At 71.3% G+C, this 15,632-nt stretch carries 12 protein-coding genes; 7 read left to right on the forward strand and 5 right to left on the reverse strand.

Annotated features, from left to right (window positions below; all coding sequences use genetic code 11):
• Nucleotides 1-15: 15 nt before the first annotated feature.
• The 4 genes from ACX28W_RS12015 to ACX28W_RS12030 are packed head-to-tail and all read left to right on the forward strand — an operon-like array spanning nucleotide 16 to nucleotide 8,082.
• Complete coding sequence (locus ACX28W_RS12015) at nucleotides 16-3,216, forward strand: tetratricopeptide repeat protein (protein WP_458998886.1); 3,201 nt, start codon at nucleotides 16-18, stop codon at nucleotides 3,214-3,216.
• Between the two features lie 44 nt (nucleotides 3,217-3,260).
• Entirely contained in the window at nucleotides 3,261-5,735 is a 2,475-nt protein-coding gene (locus ACX28W_RS12020) for a hypothetical protein (RefSeq protein ID WP_458998887.1), read from the forward strand.
• A gap of 5 nt (nucleotides 5,736-5,740) precedes the next feature.
• Complete coding sequence (locus tag ACX28W_RS12025) at nucleotides 5,741-7,072, forward strand: CHAT domain-containing protein (protein ID WP_458998888.1); 1,332 nt, start codon at nucleotides 5,741-5,743, stop codon at nucleotides 7,070-7,072.
• Nucleotides 7,069-8,082 carry a hypothetical protein gene (locus ACX28W_RS12030; RefSeq protein WP_458998889.1) on the forward strand — a complete coding sequence of 338 codons (1,014 nt, stop codon included), beginning with the start codon at nucleotides 7,069-7,071 and terminating at the stop codon, nucleotides 8,080-8,082. The genes ACX28W_RS12025 and ACX28W_RS12030 overlap by 4 nt, the downstream gene beginning before the upstream one ends.
• Nucleotides 8,083-8,100: 18 nt before the next feature.
• On the opposite strand, the gene ACX28W_RS12035 is transcribed toward ACX28W_RS12030, so the two are convergent.
• Both ACX28W_RS12035 and mca read right to left on the reverse strand, forming a co-directional pair.
• Nucleotides 8,101-8,349, reverse strand: a complete 249-nt coding sequence (locus tag ACX28W_RS12035) for a hypothetical protein (RefSeq protein ID WP_458998890.1) — start codon at nucleotides 8,347-8,349, stop codon at nucleotides 8,101-8,103.
• The gene (mca, locus tag ACX28W_RS12040) at nucleotides 8,342-9,202 is read right to left on the reverse strand and encodes a mycothiol conjugate amidase Mca (RefSeq protein ID WP_458998917.1); all 861 of its coding nucleotides are present in this window, start codon (nucleotides 9,200-9,202) and stop codon (nucleotides 8,342-8,344) included. Before mca ends, ACX28W_RS12035 begins: the two co-directional genes overlap by 8 nt.
• A 222-nt stretch (nucleotides 9,203-9,424) precedes the next feature.
• On the opposite strand from mca, the gene ACX28W_RS12045 reads away from it, so the two are divergent.
• On the forward strand, nucleotides 9,425-9,826 hold the full coding sequence (locus ACX28W_RS12045) for a DUF4307 domain-containing protein (protein WP_458998891.1): 402 nt from the start codon (nucleotides 9,425-9,427) through the stop codon (nucleotides 9,824-9,826).
• Nucleotides 9,827-10,013: 187 nt separating this feature from the next.
• The gene (gene greA, locus ACX28W_RS12050) at nucleotides 10,014-10,511 is read left to right on the forward strand and encodes a transcription elongation factor GreA (RefSeq protein WP_458998892.1); all 498 of its coding nucleotides are present in this window, start codon (nucleotides 10,014-10,016) and stop codon (nucleotides 10,509-10,511) included.
• A gap of 64 nt (nucleotides 10,512-10,575) precedes the next feature.
• Here the strand turns inward: greA and ACX28W_RS12055 are convergent, their stop codons facing one another.
• Complete coding sequence (locus ACX28W_RS12055) at nucleotides 10,576-11,265, reverse strand: ABC transporter permease (RefSeq protein WP_458998918.1); 690 nt, start codon at nucleotides 11,263-11,265, stop codon at nucleotides 10,576-10,578.
• Nucleotides 11,196-12,116 (reverse strand): transposase, encoded by a 921-nt coding sequence (locus ACX28W_RS12060; protein ID WP_458998893.1) that lies wholly within the window; start codon nucleotides 12,114-12,116, stop codon nucleotides 11,196-11,198. The genes ACX28W_RS12055 and ACX28W_RS12060 overlap by 70 nt, the downstream gene beginning before the upstream one ends.
• On the opposite strand from ACX28W_RS12060, the gene ACX28W_RS12065 reads away from it, so the two are divergent.
• Nucleotides 12,039-13,286 carry an ISKra4 family transposase gene (locus tag ACX28W_RS12065; RefSeq protein WP_458998919.1) on the forward strand — a complete coding sequence of 416 codons (1,248 nt, stop codon included), beginning with the start codon at nucleotides 12,039-12,041 and terminating at the stop codon, nucleotides 13,284-13,286. The two genes, ACX28W_RS12060 and ACX28W_RS12065, sit on opposite strands and share 78 nt — an antisense overlap.
• A 19-nt stretch (nucleotides 13,287-13,305) precedes the next feature.
• Here the strand turns inward: ACX28W_RS12065 and ACX28W_RS12070 are convergent, their stop codons facing one another.
• On the reverse strand, nucleotides 13,306-15,450 hold the full coding sequence (locus ACX28W_RS12070) for a prolyl oligopeptidase family serine peptidase (protein ID WP_458998894.1): 2,145 nt from the start codon (nucleotides 15,448-15,450) through the stop codon (nucleotides 13,306-13,308).
• Nucleotides 15,451-15,632 lie beyond the last annotated feature (182 nt).

Genomic DNA, 15,632 nt, shown 5'->3' on the forward strand with positions numbered 1-15,632 from the left:
GGAGGGGGACGTGACATGCGGGACAGCCACCGGGCGGAGGCCGAAAGGCTGTTGGCCCGGGCTGTGGAGGAAGAGGTACGGCGCTCGGGCGGGCGCACCGACGGGGCCGTGCTGCTGTCGCGGGCCCGCACCGCGCTCGACGCCCTGGGGCAGGCCGCCGCTGAGGAGTACGGGGCGTACACCCATGCCCTCGACGAGGCGGAGGCCGGCCGGCTGACCTTCGGGCAGCGCTACGCCCGGGAGGGCGCCGGTACCCCCTTGCTGGTGGCGGTCGTCGCGGCGGTCGCGGCCTGCGTGGCCGACCTGGCGCTCGGCACGGGCGCGGGGACGGCGATCGGCGCGGGGGCGACGGTCGCGGTGGTGGGCGCGGCGGCCACCGTGGTCAAGGTGACGGCCTCGCATCTGCCGGCCGCGAGCAGGCGAGCCGGAGCCCTGGGCCGGCCGGGAGGCGCCGAGCAGCTGCGACTGCAGTGGCTGACGGCCCTGGAGGTACGCGGCATCCGGCCGTTCCTCGACCAGCAGCGCGTACTCAGCGCCACCACGGGCGCCAAGCAGGGTGCGCCCCAGCTGCGCCGCACCGACAAGAGCGCGGCGGCCAGGCGGCGCAGCGTCCTGGAGCAGTCGTTCGGCCAACTCCCCGAGCCGGACGGCCCGTTCGCGGGCCGTCGGACCGAGCTGTCGCGGATCGCGCAGTGGGTGCACGCGGCGCGGGCGAGCACGGAGACGAAGCCGACGGTGGTGGTGCTGCACGGCGCGCCCGGCTCCGGCCGCAGCGCCCTCGCCGTCCGGGCGGCGCACAGCCTGCGGGACCAGTTCCGCGGCGCGTGCGTGGTGGATCTGCGCGGCGACAGCGCGGAGGAGCCGCCGCTGACCACCCGCGACGCGCTGCTGCACCTCCTGAACCGGCTCGGCGCGCCGCGCGAACAGCTCCTCTTCCGTGAGCGTTCCTCGCAGGACCAGCAGGTCAGAAGGCTCAGCGAGCTGTACCACCAGCATCTGACCGGCCTGCCGGTGACGATCGTGCTCGACGACGCGTCCGACGCCGGGCAGGTGCGCACCCTGGTCCCCGAGCGCTCGGAGAGCCTGGTCCTGGTCACCGCCCGCAAGCCGCTCGACCTGCCCGCCGACCTCCCCGCCTGGGTGCACCAGCTGCCCGTCGAGGCGCTGGACGCGGCAGGCGCCGAGGAACTGCTGAAGGCGGTGGCACAGGACTCGTCGGGACCCTACGACGCCGAATCCTCCGACCACGTAAGGAAGTTGTGCGGAAGCCTGCCGCTGGCCCTGCGCGTCGCGGGCTCCTCGCTGGGCCCGCGCACACCCCGCCAACTGGCCTCCGACCTCGGGGCGTACGGCCCCGTGGAGCCCGTCGAGCGGGTGCTGTGGCTGCGCTACACCGACCAGACGGATCCGGCCAGGCGGCTGCTGCGGCGCCTGGCACTGGCCGGCCGCTCCTCACTGGGCGCCGCGGCGGCGGCCTCCCTGCTGGCGACGGACGAGCAGGAGGCCACCCGCCACCTGACCGCGCTCGCCCGGGCGGGCCTGATCGACCACGTCCGTGGCAGCCGCTACCGCCTGCACGACGTCGTCCGGGCCTTCGCGCAGGCGCGGCTGCTGGACGAGGAGGAACCGTCCGAGCGGACGGCGGCGCAGGAGCGCCTGATCGTGAACTACGCCGAACTGGCCGACTCGGTGATCCGCCTGGTCGACGGCAAGACGTCCACGCGCGCTGATCAGTTTGGTCCGCACGGATTCACCTCCCTCGACGCGGCCCTGCGCTGGCTGGACGACGAGTCGAGCTTCATCACGGCGACCCTGCGCCACGCGGAAGGCGTCAACCAGGCGGCCGTACTGCACCTGCTCGGCGCCCTGTGCGACTACTGCCTGCTGCGCGGCGACCTCTACCGCCTGGGCGAGATCAGCGAGTTGACGCAGGCCGTGGACCAGGGACTCCTGGTGCGCTCGGTCCAGTGGCGCACCGGCATCGCGGCCCGCCAGCTCGGCGAGCTGGACAAGGCCCGTACCACCCTGTCCTCCGTGGTGGATCTCTACTTCGAGGCACACCACGACGCGGGCGCGGCCCGGGCCCTGTGCTCTCTCGGCATCACCCTGCACCACCAGGGCAACCTCACCGAGGCGGCGGCCAAGCTCCAGGAGGCCATGGACCTCCAGGCCGCCCCGGAGCTGGCCGCGGACCGCGCCTGGACGATGCACGCGCTCGCCGCGGTGGAGCGCGACCGGGCCCGCCTCGCCACCGCCCTCGACCTGCTCACCCAGGCCCTCGACCTGCACCGCGAGAGCGAGTCCGTGCACGGCGAGGCGTGGGCCCACTTCCAGCTCGGCCAGCTGGGCCTGCGCAGGGGCGACGTACCGAGCGCGGAGCGGGATCTGCGCGCGGCCCTCGACCTGTACGGCCGCACCCGCGACGCCCGCGGCGAGGCCTGGGCGCTGACCCAGCTGGCCCGCGCCCGCCTCGTCGACGGCGACCCGACCGGCGCGATCGCGGGCCTGCGCCAGGCGATCTCCCGGCACCGCGAGAACGAGGACGCACGCGGCGAGGCCTGGACGGTGTACTACCTGGGCCAGGCCCTGGAGGAGACCGGCAACCTGGACCAGGCGGTGCGTGAACTGGAGCGTTCCCGCACGATGTTCTCCCGGATGCGGGACGTGTACGGGCTCGCGTGTGCGCGTCACCACTCGGCCCGCGTGACCCGCGACCAGCGCGCCGCGCAGACCGGCTCGCTGCGCAACTCGGGCTTCGCCCGCCAGCTTCTGGTGGACGCGCGGGCCGACTTCCAGCGCATCGGCGTGGCCCATGGCGAGGCGTGGACCTGCCTGGAGCTGGCCGTGGTGGACGCCGGCAACGCCCGTACGCAACAGGCTCTCGCCCTGTGCGACGAGGCGGTGGACCTCTTCACCTCGTACGGCGACCGGCGTGGCGAGGACTGGGCCAGGCTCCTGCGGTGCACCCTCCTGCCGTACGCCTCCCCGGGCGGACTCGAGGTGGGCAGCGCCGTAGCCCAGGAGGAACTGGGCCGGCTCTCCCGCACCGGCCATCCGTCCCGCGACACCAAGCTCGACGACTACGTGGAGGCGTATCAGCTCTTGCTGGAACGGGGCGTCGACCTGGACGCGGGATGGCAGGCTTGGCGGTTGGGGATGGTGCCCGATCGACACGCTCGGGAAGTCATGGGGGTGGCGGTCGCCACGCCGCGATAGGACGCGTACGGGGGCGAGCGGGAGGCGGGGATCCGGTGGGGTTAGTGGGGCGCGGGCACGAACTGGCGGTTGCGCGGCGGGACTTGGCGGACGGTCGGCCGTTGCTGGTGACCGGCGGGCCGGGCGCGGGCAGGTCGGAGTTTCTCGACGTACTGGCACGGGAGCTGGCGGCGGAGCGTGGGCTTCCGGTGTGCCGCGTGCGGGTGGCGGACTACGCCGGGGACCGGCCCTCCGAGGTCACGCTGCTGCGGCTGCTGGGGGCGAGCGGTGCGGAGGGTGCCGGGGCTCTCGCCACGCTGATCGGGCGGGCTCCGGAAGGGCTGATGGACGCGGTCGTCCGAGCCTGCCGTGAGGTGTTCCGCGTACGCCCCTCGGTCGTGGTCGTGCACGGGCTGCCCGACGGCACGGCACCCGCCCCCCTTCTCGCCGCCCTCTCCGAAACGGAGTCGCCGCTGTTGATGAGCTCGGCGGGACCTCGTCCGCCCTCCGACCCGCGGCTGGCGGTCTGCCGTCTGGTCTCGCCGTTCCCGGGCGACGGGCAAGAGCTGGTTCGGGGCGGGCTGAAGCACCGCAGCGAACGGCAGACACTCGAAGCGATCGAACGGGTCGCGGGCGACGAGGCCAGGGAGCTGCTCGACGACCTGGCCGCACTCGGCATCGAGGAACTGCCGGCCGAGTTGGCCCCCCTCTTGGGATCCGCCACGGCCATGCGCGAACTGCACCGGCTCGAACTGCTGCATGCCACCGGCGAAGGAGATCTGCGGCTCCCTCCTCTGATCCGTTCGCTCGTCCTACGGGGCTGGAGCGGCGCCGCGTCGCAGGCGAGGGCGAACGCGGTCACCCGAACACTCTTCGACGCCGCGCACGAGCACCCGGGCGCGTTCGGTGATCACCCGGCGACCTTCGTCGACCTGGTCAGCCGCACGGACACGGCGGGCGACGAGTTCGTCGGACCGCTGACCGATCAGCTGGCGCGACGCGGCCGGCTCGCCGAGCTGCTGGTCCTGCGGCAGGTCCTCCGGGCCAGGAGGGGAGACATACCCCTGGACGTGCCGCTGGCCGTCGCCGCGCGCGAGGCCGGACGTCCGGAGCCCGCCGCCCAGCTCCTCGCCACCCACGCGCCCGACACCGCGGCCGTCCTCGAACTGGCCGTCACCGCCCACCACATGGGCCGCCTCGGAAACGCCGAGGGCCACCTCGCCACCCTCCCCTCCGGCCGTGGCGCCGACGGCTGGGCCCTGCTCACCCGGGCCGCCGTGCACTGCGACCGGGGTGATCTGCGCGCACCCGGACCCCTGCTCAGGCGCGCTGTGGAGGCTCACCAGGTCGCGGGCGACCGGCGCGGCGAGGCGTGGACGATGTTCCAGTACGGGCGGCTGTGTCTGCTGCGCGGCCAGGCAGAGGACGCGGAGAAGCTGCTGTACGCCGCGCAGGAGGCGTTCCACGCGATCGGTGACGTACGGGGCGTGGCCTGGGCGGCGACCGAACTCGGGCGGGTTTCCTTCCCGTTGGGTACGCCGGACCCCGAAGCCCTCGCCGTGCCCCGCCGTCTGCACGAGCGCGAGGGCGACCGGCGGGGCGCCGCCTGGGCACACCTGTGGTGGATCCTCGCGAGCGTGGACGAGCCCGGCTTCCCCTGGCAGGACGAGTTCACGGCCGTCGTACGCCGCTTTCGTGCCACGTACGACCAGTTCGGCCTGGCCTGGGCGCTGCACCACCACGGGCTGGCGCTGACCCGCGTGAGCGGATCGGAGGAGAGCGGGCGCGAGGCGGACCGGCTGTTCGAGGAGTCCGTGTTGCTCTTCGACATAGCGAGCTGCCCCCATGGCAGGGCCTGGACCATGCTGGAGTACGCGCTCCGCGCCCCCGCCCGCCGGTTCCTGAACGCCGACTGGTCGGCGGAGATCCGCCATATGTTCCGCCTCGTCGGCGACGACGCGGGCGAGGCATGGGTGGACCTGGCCGAATCGCCGCCCGGCACCGCGCCCCCGTACGAACTGGTCCGCCGGTACCCCGCCGCCGTGCTGGACGCGGTCGAGTGGACCGAGGACGGCGATCTGCTCATCCCCCGCACCGCCCGCCACACCCAGCCCGAACCCCGCCCCGACAGCCACGACCCCGACGACCGCGGCCCGGACGCCACCCACGCCCACGTCCGCCTGACGCTCCTCGACGACGCCCCCGCCCAGGACGAGTCCGCCCGCATCGCCCTCCAGGTCGTCCCGGGCGCCCGGCACCCCTGGTCCACCGCCCCGCTCCCCGCGCTCCGCGCCCGCGCGACCCCCCTCACGCACGCCGAGGTCGAACCCCCGCACGCCGTGACCGTGACCGTGCGTGGTGAGGGCGCGGAGTTCCGTTTCACCCCGCACCGCCCCGGCCACCACCGCCTGCGCTTCACGATCGAGGACCCGGTCACCGGCGCCGTCCTCCAGCAGGTCGAGACGGAGATCGACGTGATCCCCTCCGCCCCGGGGCCCCGTGCGGCGGCGCCCCGTCCCGAACCCGCACGGAGGGCCTGAGCCCCATGGCCCGCGAACTTCCCGCCCAGGTCGTCCAGGACCCCAGCGTCGGCTTCACCCGCCGACCTGCGCCCTCGGTCCGCCACCCGGACCTGGTCCTCGCCCTCGACGCGTACGCCGACGACCACATCAGGGCCCGGATGTACGGCCCGGCCACTCCCCCGTCCCCGACCGAGCACGCACTGAAGCTGAACGTGAAGCCCGCCGCCGTGACCGCCGCCGCGGCGCAGCTGCGCGCCCTGTGGAAGCGGGAACTGGTCGACTTCCAGCCCGTCGACGAGCGCGGGATCCCGGTCGGGGGCCGCCCCCACTTCCCGTACGCGACCTGCCCGGATCTCACCGCGGAGCCCGAGGAGGAGCTGCGCGAGATCCTCGACGAACTCGCGCGGCAGGGCGCCTATCTGCTGTACGGGGAACTGCTGGGCGACGGCGGCCAGGCCACCCGGCGCTTCCGCGACATCCTGACCGGCGCGCTGAGCGGCGAACGGCCGCTGCGGATCCGGGTCGACTCCAACCTGTTCCTGCCCTGGCCGATGCTGTGTCTGCCCGAGGACACGGCCACCGACCCCGGCGGCCACGTCTTCCGCCGCTTCCTCGGCTACCGGCACCAGATCGAACAGACCGGCAGCTGCTACCCGGTCTTCCCCGAAACCGAAGCCGAAGCCGAAGCCCAAGCCGAGGTCGAAGGCGAAGGTGGGGAGGGCGCCTGTCCGCCGCCCTCCCCACCGGTCGTGAGCCTGAACCACGACAAGGGCATCGACCCGGAGGGTGTCACCCGCGCCGCCGAGGTCGAGGCCGCCCTCGCCGCGGACACCCTGTGCGTCGAACGCACCCGGCGCGAGGAACTGCTGCGTGCGCTCGGTTCGGGCGGGCTCGACGAGCAGCTGATGTACTTCTGGTGCCACGGGCACTTCAGACGTACCGCGGACGACAACTCGCCCTTGTTCGTGGTGCAGTTGAGCGACCACAAGGACATCGACGCCCGCGCGGTGCTGGCCCGGCGGACCACCGGCGGTCCGCTGCTGCGGCAGCGCCCTCTGGTGCTCCTCAACGCCTGCTACGCCGGTCTGCCCGGCACCGCCGAGCTGGTGCACCTGGGCGGCGCCCTCATCGAGGCGGGCGCGGGCGGGGTGCTGGGGCCGCAGATCGAGATGCCGCAGATGTTCGCCGCCGAGTACGCGTACGCGTACGTCACCCGCTATCTCGGCGGCCGGGAGACCGCCGGAGAGATAGCCCACGGGCTGGCCCGGTACTTCGCCGACACCTGGAACAACCCGCTCGGCTTCGCCTACACCCTGCACTGCGGCATGGACAACAGACTGGAGCGCACCGGATGAGTGGCAGCGGTGCGGCGGCCGAGGTGCGCGCCTTCGACCTCGACGAGTCCGGCTGGCCCCTGGGACCCACCCGCTCCGGCCCGCGCCCCGTGCCCGCCGCGCGACTCGACGCGTACTTCGCCGAGCGGCTCACCCCGCCACCGTGGGCCACCGACATCGTCGTGTACGTCCATGGCTGGCAGACCTCGCGGGACTCGGCGCTGGACGCCGTACGCGACTTGCTGGGGCTGGTCCGCGAACAGTTCGAAGGGCGCCGCGAGATCTATCCGCGGCTCGGCGGCGCGGGGCGGCCGTTCGTCCCCTGGCCCGTGCTGGTGCGCTGGCCGTCGCGCTCCCTGCCCTCGCTCGGCGGCTACCGGCGGATACGGGACCGCGCACACGCCATGTCCACCGGCGGGCACGCCGCACGCGTCGTGGGACAGCTGCTCGGCTATCTGGACGGCCATCGGGCCGACCCGGCGGCCGCTCCCGTGCTGGCGAACCGCGGCGGCCAGTATCTGCACCTGGTGGGGCACTCGTTCGGCTGCCGGTTCCTGTGCGAGGCGGTGCAGTGGGCGGCGCGGCGTCGGGACGCGGGCACGCTCGGCTGGTCCACACCCGAGCCGCCGGGCCGGCCCTTCACCGTCGACTCGATGCTGCTGTTGCAGATGGCAGGGCCGCGCGACGCGTTCGCGTCGACGTTCACCGCCCTCGCCGAGGCCCCGCTGCGCGGCCCCGTCGTGGCGACGTACTCGCAGCACGACCGGGCCACCGGCTTCTGGCATCTGCGCGCCGAGAAGCGGGCGGGCATCGGGTACGCGGGCATCGGCACCGCGCCCGCGCCCGTCTCCGCCATCAGGATGCGGCCCGTCGAGGAGCCGTATCCGCGCGACGTCCTCGACCACCGCTTCGTCAGTGTCGACGCGAGCGAGGTATTCGTACGGGGGAACGGCCCGGCGGGTGCGCACTCCGACCACCTGCGGCCGGAGTCCGCGCACCTGCTGCTGTCGCTGGCGGACCACTCGCGGTGACCGTCGGCGTGAAGGGACTCAGCCCTTCGCCGGCGACGCCTTCCCACCCGGGGTGGCGTCGGAGGCCGCCGCGCCCTTCTCCGGATCCTCCTCGAAGGCCACCTTGCCCATATGCCGATTCATCGACTTCATCAGCCCCCATACCGCCAGGGCCATCACCGCGAAGACGATGAAGCCGAGGACGCCGGGGGTGACCTTGTTCTCGTCGACCTCCTTGGCGAGAGGGACGAGGTGTGTCAGTGCCAGGCTTGCGCTCATGTCAGGCATTGTCGCGGATGCCCGCGAAGAGGTCGTCCTCGGGGAGGGAGGTATCGACGAGGGACTTGGCGAGCTCGTACTCCTCCGTCGGCCAGACCTCCTTCTGGAGCTCCATGGGGACCTTGAACCAGCCGCCGTCGGGGTCGATCTGCGTGGCGTGCGCGATCAGCGCCTTGTCACGGATCTCATAGAAGTCGGCGCACGGGACGTGGGTGGTCAGGGTGCGCTCGACGCGCTCGAACTCGCTCCACCGCTTCAGCCATTCCCCGTACGGCGACTCCAGGCCACGGTCCAGCATCGCGTGGTGCAGCGCCTCGGTGCGCGGGCGGTTGAAGCCCTGGTTGTAGTACAGCTTCTGCGGCTGGTACGCCGGGCCGTACTCGGACTCCGGGTACTTCTCGGTGTCCGTCGCCCCCTCGAACGCCACCATCGAGATCTTGTGGGTCATGATGTGGTCGGGGTGCGGATAACCGCCGTTCTCGTCGTACGTGGTGATCACCTGCGGACGGAACGAGCGGATCTGCCTGACCAGCTCCCCGGCCGCCTTGTCGACGTCCTCCAGGGCGAAGCAGCCCTCGGGCAGCGGCGGCAGCGGGTCGCCCTCGGGCAGGCCCGAGTCGACGAAGCCGAGCCACTCCTGCTCGACGCCGAGGATCTCGCGGGCCTCGTCCATCTCCTTCTTGCGTACCTCGTGGATGTTCTCCTCGATGTACTTGTCGCCCTGAAGCTTCGGGTTGAGGATGGAGCCGCGCTCCCCGCCCGTGCAGGTCACGACCAGCACGTCCACCCCCTCGGACACGTACTTCGCCATGGTGGCCGCGCCCTTGCTCGACTCGTCGTCGGGGTGGGCGTGTACGGCCATCAGTCGCAGCTGGTCAGTCAAGACTCAATCCTCGGTAAGTCGGCCAGTCGACGACGTCGGCCGGTCGGCAAGTCAGCAAGTCGGCGCCCAGCGTGAATCTGCGCCATGGGCGGCTTCTATAGTGACGGAATCGGGGGGCGAATAATTCCGGGGCCCGGTTCCCGGGGCCCCTATCCAGGACCGTGGCGAGATCTCGGTCCCGGCCCTGCCGAGAGGACGATCATGAGTACGGCGAGCACGCAGCTGCCCGAGGGCCGGTACGGCCGCTCCGCGGACGAGCGGGCCGACCGGAAGCTCAAGGTCATCGGCGGTGCGCTGGGCGTCGCCCTGCTCGCCCTGCTCGGCTACTTCGCGTACTACTACGTCGCCGCCAACAACATCAGCGCCGAGGTGATCACCTTCAAGGCGGCCTCGGACAGCGCGGTCGAGGTGCACCTGGAGGTACGCAAGGACGCGGACGCCCAGGGCTACTGCACCCTGCGCTCACAGAGCGAGGACGGCACCGAGGTGGGCCGCGCGGACTTCCGCTTCGAGCAGGACTCCTCCCGCATCGACAAAGTCGTCACGCTCCGTACGACCTCTCGTGGCACCACGGCCGAGCTGCTCGGCTGCCACGCCGACTGACGTCCCCTTGACACCTACTGTCCGTCATGGGCGACCAGGCACTGACCTGCGTTGACGTAATTCTGATGTCTTATGTCCTCCCCCTTCAGCCGCTGAATTGTTAGGCTCGTGGTTTCGCCCACCCGTGAAGGAACATTCTTCTGGGTAGGGCGATGCTTTGTATTCCCAGTACCTACGAGGAGCACCTGTGACCCAGACCAGTGAGAACGTCACCTGGCTGACCCAGGAGGCGTACAACCAGCTCAGGGCCGAGCTGGAGTACCTGTCTGGTCCCGCGCGCACGGAGATCGCCGCCAAGATCGCGGCCGCGCGCGAGGAGGGCGACCTGCGCGAGAACGGCGGGTACCACGCAGCCAAGGAAGAGCAGGGCAAGCAGGAGCTCCGTGTGCGCCAGCTGACCCAGCTCCTGGAGAGCGCCAAGGTGGGCGAGGCTCCCGCGGCGGACGGCGCGGTCGCCCCCGGCATGGTCGTCACCATCGCCTTCGACGGCGATGAGGACGACACGCTGGACTTCCTGCTCGCCTCGCGCGAGTACGCGAGCGCCGACATCGAGACGTACTCGCCGCAGTCCCCCCTGGGCTCCGGCGTGAACGGCAAGAAGGTCGGCGAGGACGCCCAGTACGAGCTGCCCAACGGCAAGCTCACCTCGGTGAAGATCCTCAAGGCCGAGCCCTACCAGGGCTGAGCCCGGGACCAGCGACTACGACGGTGCCCCTGGCCACGCGGCCAGGGGCACCGTCATGCCCGGGTCACGCCGTGGCGGATCGGTACTTGCGTACCGCGAGGGTTCTGAACACCACGATGATCAGGACGGAGTAGATCACCGAGGCCCAGACCGGGTGCTGCATGGGCCAGGCGTCCGACGCCGACACCCCCGGGTTGCCGAACAGGACCCGGCAGGCCTGCACCGTGGCACTGAACGGGTTCCAGTCCGCGATGTGCCGCAGCCAGGGCGTCATATTGCTGGAGTCCACGAACGCGTTCGAGATGAACGTGACCGGGAAGAACCAGATCAGCCCGCCGGACGTGGCCGCCTCGGGGGTGCGTACGGACAGGCCGATGAGCGCGCCGATCCAGGTGAACGCGTACCCGGACAGGAGCAGCAGCCCGAAGGCGCCCAGCACCTTGGCGGCGTTGGTGTCGCCGTCCGACCCGACCCGCCGGCCGACCAGCAGGGCCACCGCCGCGAGGACCAGCAGGGTCAGCGCGGTCTGCACGAGGTCGGCGAGGGTACGCCCGGTGAGCACCGCGCCGCGTGCCATGGGCAGTGAGCGGAAGCGGTCGATGAGGCCCTTGTGCATGTCGTCGGCGATGCCCGCGCCGGCGCCCGCGGTGGCGAAGGTGACGGTCTGCGCGAAGATGCCCGCCATCAGGAAGTTGCGGTAGTCGGTGGAGCTGGTGCTGCCGTGTGTGCGTGGGTGTGATTCTGGTTGCAGCAGTCCCCGTCCCCCTCGCAGGTCTCCAGCGACAGCGCCGCGAACCTCGGGTCAATGCTGCCCCAGACCTCCATGGGCGGCAGGACCATGAGTGGCGGCACAGGAACCCCGCCGGAGCCCTTCAGAGCCATGGCAGTCTCCCAGGCACCCGAGATACGCCAGACTTCCGCGCGCCGCCTCACGGCGCTCCAGGAGTTCCCGGAGACCTGCACCTCGCTCCACCGGGCAGCAGTCCGCAGCTTCCACAAGATCGCTTCGAACATCTCGCGCTTGGGCGTCCAGTTCTGACGAGAGTCAGGAAGGACGGCGTCAGTCCTCGCCCATTCCTCATCGGTGATCTTGAGAGGCACCAGCATGCCTGTCTCCCTGTGCCACTCCGTGAGGGGGTCGGCGATCCCCCTGCGGCGCGGCTGCCCCTTGCCCATCACCTGTACGCGGATGTCCAGCAACTCGAGCAGCTCCCGGCGCTGCGCGGGAGTGAAGGAGTCCATCTCGGTCGCCTGCTCCTCCACCAGGGCAACGATCTCGCCCGCCCACTGCTGCTGATCTTCGGCCTCTCGGAGCCAACGAGCCACACGATCACGCTCGGCGGTCAGTTCGTCTTCCTTCGCTTGGAGAGCTTGTTTCACCTCCCGAATCGTGTCCCCGTCGAGGCCGTCTCCGGCGCCCTCGCCCAACTCATCTTCAAAGAGCTGGGTGAGCTTCTCGATGAGCTGACCCTTGCGGCTGGCCTTCTTCTTCTCGATCTGCGCGTCCAACTCGGCCAGACGCTCCCGATACGTCTCAGCGCGCGCCGGGATCGCCCCCAACCACTTGGCAGCAAGGGCCCTGAACTTGTCCACGTCCGAAAGCATGGCCTCAATCTCAGCCCAGACGGCCGCTTCCTCGCCCGCGCCTGCGGGGCCGACGGCGCGGCGACGGTCAGTCCGCTGGCCCGGCTACTGCCTGAGCGCACCACACCGGAGCTCCTGTTCTGGGAGGCCACGTACGCAGCCCTCACCTCCTACGGCGCCGCCGCGACCCTGCTGAGCGAGACCTTCCCTCTCGGGCGGGAGCTTCAGGCCGCCGCGGTGCGCCAGCACGTCGAACGCACCGCTGCCCGGCTGGAGGACGAGCTCGGCGAGGAACAGACCAGCTTCATCGAGACCTGCCCGCGCGACTGGGAGGACCTGCCGCGTCCGGACCTTCCGCTGGTGGTCACCCTGGACGGCGGATACGTCCACTCCAGCAACCAGACCTCCCGACGCAACGGCTGGTTCGAGGTGATCACCGGCAGGTCCACGCCGACCGGCGACGGCACAGCGAAGACCTTCGCGTTCGTGCAGACCTGGGACACCAAACCCAAACGGCGGCTCTACGAAGTCCTCAAGAGCCAGGGCATGCAGGACAACCAGCAGGTCGTCTTCCTCACCGACGGCGGCGAGGACATCCGCGAGCTGCCCGCCTTCCTCAACCCCCAAGCCGAGTACTACCTGGACTGGTTCCACATCACCATGCGCCTCACCGTGCTGCGGCAGATGACCCGCTCGCTGCCCCCACCACCGCCAGACAGCGAGGACGACCAGGACACGTTCACCGTGGACCCCGAACGGGTGGACGCCGAGCTGGAACGGATCAAGCACTTCCTGTGGCACGGCAACACCTTCCGTGCCCTGGACCTCCTCGACGACCTCGTGGAGGACTTCGAGATCCTGTGCACCGAAGACCCCAGCGACACGCAACAGGCGTTCTCCACCCGACTTGGCGAGTTCTGCGGCTACATCCACGGCAACGCCGATCAGATCCCCAACTACGGCGAGCGCCACCGCTGCGGCGAGCCGGTCTCCAGCGCCACGGCCGAGTCCGCGGTCAACCAGGTCATCAGCAAGCGCATGGTCAAGAAACAGCAGATGCGCTGGTCACCACGAGGCGCCCACCTGCTGCTGCAAGTCCGCACCCGGGTCATCAACGGAGACCTCGCCGACGACTTCGCCCGCTGGTACCCCGGCTTCACCACCCCCGGAAGGGTCGAGCTCGCGGCCTGATTCAACAACCGGTCAGGGCTCACCCCTCCCACGATTTTTCCGGTCTCCGGGGGGGTGTGAGGCCGGTGTGTTCCGCGCAGAAGGCGAGGGCGTCGCTGTGGAGGTCGGCGTAGCGGGAGGGAGCGCGGGAGCCGTGGCCGACTCCGTCTTCGGTGCGCAGGAGGACGGGTTTGCCGCTTGTGGTGGCGTGTTGGAGGGCGGCGGTGAATTTGCGCATGTGGGCTGCGCCGACCCGGGGGTCGATGCGTGTGCTGGTGAGGAGGACGGCGGGGTAAGGGGTGCCAGGGCGGACGTTGTGGTAGGGCGAGTAGCTGAGCAGCGTGTCGAGCAGGCCGGCATCGTCTGGCGTACCGAACTCGTTTGTCCACCACGTGCCCTGGCCGAACAGGGGATAGCGGACCATGTCGGTCAGGGTGTCGGAGCAGACGGCTGCGGCGTAGAGCTCGGGGTTGCGGGTGATGGCGACGGCGACCATCAGTCCGCTGTGTGAGGCTCCTTTGACGGCGAGCTGGGCGGGGGTGGTCAGGCCCTCGTCGATGAGGTGGCAGGCGGCGGCCGCGAAGTCGGCGAAGGCGTTGGGTTTGTTGGGTCCGCTGCCCGCGGCGTGCCAGGTGGTGCCGTGTTCGCCGCCGCCGCGGACGCCGGCCACGGCGTAGATGCCGCCGGCCCGGACCCAGGCGGTGATGGTGGGCGAGTAGGCGGGGGCCGCGGAGGCGCCGAAGCCTCCGTAGGCGGTCAGCAGAGCGGGGCGCGGGCCGTGAACGGGCCCGGGAGGGGTGATGAGGTACAGGCCGACTGGGGTGCCGTCCTCGGAGAGGTAGGTGAGCTGCCGTACGACAGGTGGTTCCTGCCGGGGCGCCGGCGGTCGGGGGCGGACGGGCGTTGTCCGGGGCAGGTGGCTCGTTTCTGGCAAGCACCGCTCCTGCGGCAGCTCGAACCGGTAGACGGCCGGAGGGGTGAGGAAGTCGGTGTAGCGAAACCACACCCGGTCCGCGTCCCCCGGCGGGGTCGTCAGACCGCTGATCGTGCCCGGACCAGTCCCCGGCGTGGGGATGTCGGTGAGCAGCCGCCCGGTCACCTCGTGCAGAGCGAGGCTGGGAACGCCGTTGCTTACGGTGCTCACCAGCAGCCTCATCTCCCCGCTGCCCGCATCACTCAAGGCGGTGCAGGCGGACAGCAGGACGTCGGGGCCGGGCTCGACGACGGTGGTCCAGGCCGCAGAGCGCGGCTGGACCGGATCGAGCAGGCACACCCGCCCGCGCGGAGCTCCCGCGTTGGTGATGGCATACAGCAGACCTCGCGGGCCGGTTTTGACCAGAGCGCTGCTGCCGTCGGACGTCCCGTCGTGAACCGTCACCAGATCCGGCGTGCCGAGCCCCCGCCCGCCGGTCACATCAGCTTCCAAGTCCGCCAGGCGTAGAACGTTGCCGGTCTGCGCCCCGGGGGCGGCGCTCACCAGCAGCCAGCGGCCCTCGGGGCCCAGGGAAACCGACAGGTGGCGCATCGCCGTTTCGAACACGACCGGATCGTGCGCGGGATCGTCCCCGATGCCGTGCAGTCTCACCCGGCGCGGCTCGGCCACCGACCCGGTCACGTAGTAAAAGCCCGTGTCGTCAGGCAGCCAGGCCACCGCGGTCGGCCGGCCCAGAGCCAACGGCCCATCCACCACCCGGCCGTCAGCGACGTCCAGTACCCGCAGAACAGGCGCCTCCGCGCCGCCGGCCGCCACCTGGAAAGCCACCAGCCGCCCCGACCACGACGCCCGCCACGCCAACAGCGCCGTCCTCCCGGACGGATCCAGGCTCATCGGGTCGAGCACTACATCCTCGACCTCCCCCCCTTCCCCGCCCGTGACGGTGACCAGCACCGGCAGCTCCTGCCCAGCCCGCCGGCGCAGCAAGAACCGCCGCCGCCCCCGCACCACAGGCGCCGACACCACAGGCGCCGCCGCGCCCCCGCAGTCCATCAGCTCACCAAGGAGCGCCCGGAAAGCGGGCCTCGTCCGCCAGGCCGACGAGTGCTTGGCGAGCATCTGATCCTGGGTGGCAAGCCACTGCGCGCATTCGGCCGCCGTGTCGTCCTCCAGCCACCGGTACGGATCTGACACCAGCCGCCCCTGCACCTCATCCACGACCGGCCGCCGCAGCGTGGACGCGTCCGTCACGTTCGTCGACTCCCCTCACAGTTGAGGCGGCGGACCCTCGCACAAGGATCTGCCGCCGGAAACGGCAACGAATCAGTCGGTGTCGCCCTCAGCGAGTTCCAGACGCCACTCCTCAAGGCACATGACCTCGTCAGCGGGGAGGGGGAGGGGCAGGGGGAGGGGGAGGGGGAGGGGCATCTCTT

The sequence above is a fragment of the Streptomyces sp. SD15 genome, assembly GCF_054462255.1.

Excerpts from the sequence above, each read along its gene's own strand:
- mca (WP_458998917.1), bottom strand. The coding sequence starts at position 9,202 with ATGGCCGTACACGCCCACCCCGACGACGAGTCGAGCAAGGGCGCGGCC.
- ACX28W_RS12035 (WP_458998890.1), bottom strand. The coding sequence starts at position 8,349 with ATGCCTGACATGAGCGCAAGCCTGGCACTGACACACCTCGTCCCTCTC.
- ACX28W_RS12045 (WP_458998891.1), top strand. The coding sequence starts at position 9,425 with ATGAGTACGGCGAGCACGCAGCTGCCCGAGGGCCGGTACGGCCGCTCC.
- ACX28W_RS12030 (WP_458998889.1), top strand. The coding sequence starts at position 7,069 with ATGAGTGGCAGCGGTGCGGCGGCCGAGGTGCGCGCCTTCGACCTCGAC.
- ACX28W_RS12015 (WP_458998886.1), top strand. The coding sequence starts at position 16 with ATGCGGGACAGCCACCGGGCGGAGGCCGAAAGGCTGTTGGCCCGGGCT.
- ACX28W_RS12025 (WP_458998888.1), top strand. The coding sequence starts at position 5,741 with ATGGCCCGCGAACTTCCCGCCCAGGTCGTCCAGGACCCCAGCGTCGGC.
- ACX28W_RS12060 (WP_458998893.1), bottom strand. The coding sequence starts at position 12,116 with ATGCTTTCGGACGTGGACAAGTTCAGGGCCCTTGCTGCCAAGTGGTTG.